Annotated in this window: 2 protein-coding genes; both read right to left on the reverse strand. The window is 67.3% G+C overall.

The window, feature by feature from the left end; all coding sequences use genetic code 11:
* Positions 1-3,270 carry an error-prone DNA polymerase gene (locus JNK68_14815; protein ID MBL8541617.1) on the reverse strand — a complete coding sequence of 1,090 codons (3,270 nt, stop codon included), beginning with the start codon at positions 3,268-3,270 and terminating at the stop codon, positions 1-3.
* Position 3,271: 1 nt separating this feature from the next.
* Complete coding sequence (locus tag JNK68_14820) at positions 3,272-4,723, reverse strand: DNA polymerase Y family protein (protein MBL8541618.1); 1,452 nt, start codon at positions 4,721-4,723, stop codon at positions 3,272-3,274.
* Between the last annotated feature and the right edge of the window lie 64 nt (positions 4,724-4,787).

Consider the following 4,787-nt stretch of genomic DNA (forward strand, 5'->3'; position numbering starts at 1 on the left):
CTAATGAAAATCTCTCGATCGCGTGACGAGCTGCCCCAACAGCGCCGTGTGATCGAACAGTTTCCCCGCCAGCAGATGCACGACCTCGCCCTCACGCTCGATGGTACCGGCGATCCCCATCAGTCGTGACGCAAGCAGCTCGCGCCGCTGCCGTTCCGCGAGTGCACGCCACACCACGACATTCACGCAGCCGGTTTCGTCTTCGATGGTGACGAAGGTGACGCCGCTCGCGGTGGAGGGATGCTGACGGCAGGTAACGATGCCCGCGGTGTGCGCGACGCTTCCACGAGGCAGGCGATTGAGTTCCGCCGCTGTGACGAGACGCATGCGGCGGAGCCGACTGCGCAGTAGTGTGAGCGGATGGCGACCGAGCGTGAGGCCCAGGGTTGCGTAGTCCGCCACCAGATTTTCGCCTTCGGTGGGTGCCACGAGCGACGCCGGCGCCTCGATGAAGCGCGTGTCCGCGAGGATCGGCGGCAGCGGCTCGATGCCGGTCACCTGCCAGAACGCGGCCCGGCGATGGCCCGCCAGAGAGGCGAGCGCACCGGCAGCAGCAAGGCATTCGAGGTCGCGCCGAATCAACCCGGCACGGCGGGCGAGATCATTTACATCTTCGAACGGAGCAGGCCCTTCGTTCGAAGGGTGAGACGTGAGGGATGAGGCGTGAGACATACGCTCTTTCCGCGCGGCGACGATGCGCTCCGCGGCGGCCTGCGAGAGCCCTTTCACCATGCGCAGGCCGAGGCGGACGGCAGGAGGAGAAGATCGTGAAGAGGTGAAGGGGTGAAGGGGTGAAGGGGTAAACAGCTGCGCCTCCCGCCTGTCGCCTTCCGCCCCACCTGCCTCCAGTGTGCAGTCCCACTCGCTCGCCAGCACGTCGACGCCGCGCACCTCGACGCCGTGCCGGCGCGCGTCCTGCACGATCTGCGACGGCGCGTAGAAGCCCATCGGCTGGCTGTTGAGCAGCGCGGCGCAGAAGGCCGCCGGCGCGTGCCGCTTGAGCCACGCCGAGGCATACACCAGCAGCGCGAAACTCGCCGAGTGCGACTCGGGGAAGCCGTATTCGCCGAAGCCCTTGATCTGTTCGAAGATGCGCCGCGCGAATTCCTCCGGATAGCCGCGACTGCGCATGCCCTCGATGAGCGGCTGCTCGAATTTCCACAGGCCGCCCTTGCGTCGCCATGCCGCCATGGAACGGCGTAGTTGATCCGCCTCGCCCGGCGTGAACCCGGCAGCGACCATCGCGAGCTGCATCACCTGCTCCTGGAAGATCGGCACGCCAAGCGTGCGCTCGAGCACTGCCTTGATTTCATCGCTCGGATAGTCGATGGGCTCGATGCCCTGTCTGCGCCGCAGGTACGGATGCACCATGCCGCCCTGGATCGGGCCCGGGCGCACGATCGCCACCTCGATCACGAGATCGTAGAAATTGGCGGGCTTAAGCCGTGGCAGCATCGCCATCTGCGCCCGCGATTCGATCTGGAACACGCCGATCGTGTCGGCGCACTGGATCATCTCGTAGGTCTGCGGGTCCTCGGGCGGAATGTCGGCGAGCGCCATCGGCGCACCGCGGTAGCAACCGATGAGTTCCAGCGCGCGGCGTATCGCGGTGAGCATGCCGAGCGCGAGGACGTCCACCTTGAGCATGCCGAGCGCATCGAGATCGTCCTTGTCCCACTGGATCACGGTGCGTTCCGGCATCGCCGCGTTCTCGATCGGCACCAGGCGCGACAGCGGTCCGCGTGCAATCACGAAACCGCCGACGTGCTGCGAGAGATGGCGCGGGAAGCCGATCAGCGCATTCGCGATCCCGAGCACACGCGCGACGTGCGGGTTGTCCGGATCGAAGCCGGATTCGACCAGGCGCTCCCTGCGTACATTCCCGCCGTCCCACCACGTCATGCCCTGCGCGAGGCGGTCGACCTGCTCCAGCGAGAGCCCGAGCGCCTTGCCGACATCGCGCACCGCGCTCTTCGGGCGATAGGTGATGACGGTGGCGGCGAGCGCTGCGCGGTCGCGGCCGTACTTCCCATAGAGATACTGGATCACTTCCTCGCGCCGTTCGTGCTCGAAGTCGACGTCGATGTCCGGCGGTTCGTTGCGCTCGCGCGAGATGAAGCGCTCGAACAGCATCGACATGCGCGAGGGATCGACCTCGGTGATGCCCAGGGCGTAGCACACGGCGGAGTTCGCGGCCGACCCGCGGCCCTGGCAGAGGATGCCGCGCGAGCGCGCGAACTTGACCACGTCGTACACCGTGAGGAAGAAGGGTTCGTAGGCGCTTTCCTCGATGAGGGCTAACTCGTGCGCGACGAGGGCGTGGATGTGCGGCGGTGCTCCACCCGCAAAGCGCCGGCGCAGGCCCTCCTCGGTGAGCCGGCGCAGATACGCGATCGGCGTCATGCCAGCCGGCACGATCTCCTCGGGATACTCGTAGCGCAGGGCGTCGAGAGAGAAGATGCAGCGTTCGGCGATCTTCACCGTTTCTACGAGCAGCGCCGGCGGATAGAGGCGGGCCAGGATCTCGCGCCGGCGCAGATGTCGCTCGCCGTTGGGATGCAACGCGTGACCGGCCTGGGCGACGGGGGTCCTGAGCCGGATCGCGGTCAATACGTCCTGCAGTGGACGTCGGGCGCGCGCGTGCATGTGCACGTCGCCTGCGGCTGCGAGCGGCAGGTCGTATTGCCTGCCGAGTTCGGTGAGGCGCGCGAGATGTTCGCGATCATCGACACCGGCGAGCAGTTCCACCGCGATCCATGCGCGACCGGCAAAGCGCTCCGCGAGGAAGGCCAGAGGTGCGATGTGTGAGGGATGAGGTGAGATGGGGGAGGGCACGAGCAGCGCGAGACAACCCGGCATGCCGTCCGCAAGATCGTCCCGGGTCAGTCGGTATTCACCCTTCGCGGCATTGCGCCGTGCGCGGGTGATGAGTTCGGCGAGATTGCCGTAGCCTTCGCGGTCGGTGGCGAGCAGGACGACACGGAAAGCGGGAGAGGGGGGCGGGAAGGACTCGTCTCTCGCCCCTCGCTTCCCTCCTTCCTCTTTCCCCTCCCCCGGCAACGCGAACTCCGCTCCCACAATGAGCTTGAGCCCGCGCTCCTTCGCCGCCACGTGAGCGCGCACGACGCCGGCGAGCGAACATTCGTCGGTGATGGCGAGCGCCGCATAGTCGAGCGCGTGGGCGCGCTCCACCAGCTCTTCCGGGTGCGACGCCCCGCGCAGGAAGGAGAAATTGCTGCAGCAGTGCAGCTCGGCGTAGGCAGGGATCATGTCATGCGAATACGCCGTGCAGAAACCACCGGCGATCCCTGGTTCTTTCGCGGAAGATCCAGAATCTCGCGCCGGCTGTATTGCTGGCGACGAAGTAATCGCGGCTCACGTCGTTGCCGTCCCACCAGCCGCTCTCGATGCGTTCGGGACCGCTGAGAATCGAAAGCGATGGCGGGTGTGTGCCGTCCGCATTCGTGCGCAAGGGTTTCGGTGCAGCGAGCAGCCACAGCGGTCGTGGATTCGTCGTCGAAACGACTTCGGCATGCCCCGGCTCGACGGGCTGCCACGCGAGTTCCGGCCGGTGGTCGGGCACGAGCGCGAGCCCGCAGACCGCCGCTTCTCCCAAGCGCGCACGCAGTCGCTCCACCAGCGCCAGGCGATTTTCGGCAGCCGCATTCCGGTCGCCGAAGAAGGAGAAGTTGCGCGGCGCAAGCTGCAGGGTCTCTGTTGCGGTGAGCGACACGGACTCGACGCGATCGGGAAGTTCGACGGTCGAAAGGCGCTCCCGCAGGAGGGAGAGCAAATGCGCAGGATCGCGGCTTGGCATGGAAAGCGAGAGCAGGACGAGCGTCGGCGCGTGGTCCTCGTGGCCGAGGGCAAGCGAGAGTTGCACGATGCCTTGCCGGCGCGCGGCCAGCACACCGCACAGTTCGGTCAGCAGGCGTTTCGCCGGGAAAAGCACAGCCGCCACCTCACATACCGGAGACGGCAGATCGAGGCGGACGGTGTGGACGTCCGGCGCAACCCATGGCGGGCGCGGATCGGGACGGTCGCCGAACACGCGGTCGAGCTCGTCGAGCAGGCTTTCGCCGAAGCGTCGCGCAAGGCCATCGCGGGGCAGGCGCCGGCACTCGCCCAGCGTGCGTACGCCGAGCTTCGCCAGTGCGTCGAGGACCGTGGAATCCTGTTCGAGCAGGTCGATCGAAAGCGCCGCCAGGTGATCGCGAAGCGGCGCCGTATCGGTCATCGTGAGTTCGAGTCCCGCGCGGGCGAGCAGGGCAGCCCCGGTGGCGGTCGGGGCAACGGCGATGAAGGTGTCGAAGCCGAGTTCGGCAAGACCGCTTCGCACCTGACCGAGAAGCGGCGACAACCCGCCGAACAGGCGCAGGCTGCCACCGATTTCGGCAAGCACCGTCGCACGCTCATCGAGGCTCAAGGTGGGCGTGAATTGCAGTGCCCAGGCGGCGAGGCGCGCGAGCGTTTCACGCTCGCGCTGACTGTCGCGGGCATGCACCGCGAGTCCGCGGGCAAGCGCATGGGCGGCGGAGATCGGCATGCCGGGGCGGATACCGGCGCGTGTGGCGTCGGCGTTGCAGGCCAGCACCAGCCGGGCGCCCGCGGTGTTCTGCGGCAAGGAGCTTACGATGACGGTCGGACCGGGTGCTTCAGCCCCGCGGGTGAGAGCTTCCAGCGGCAAGGACGGGAAGTGCAGGGCGAGCCACAGCATGGACACGGCACCCCGATCGGCTCATTCCCAGTCCAGGAGAGCCGCCTGCGCAACGGTTGCGTCGCTGGGG

Source organism: Betaproteobacteria bacterium (assembly GCA_016791345.1).
In the GTDB taxonomy this organism is placed as follows: domain Bacteria; phylum Pseudomonadota; class Gammaproteobacteria; order Burkholderiales; family JAEUMW01; genus JAEUMW01.

What these genes read in the sequence shown, in the direction of transcription:
- JNK68_14815 (MBL8541617.1), bottom strand. Translation starts at nt 3,270, where the DNA reads ATGATCCCTGCCTACGCCGAGCTGCACTGCTGCAGCAATTTCTCCTTC.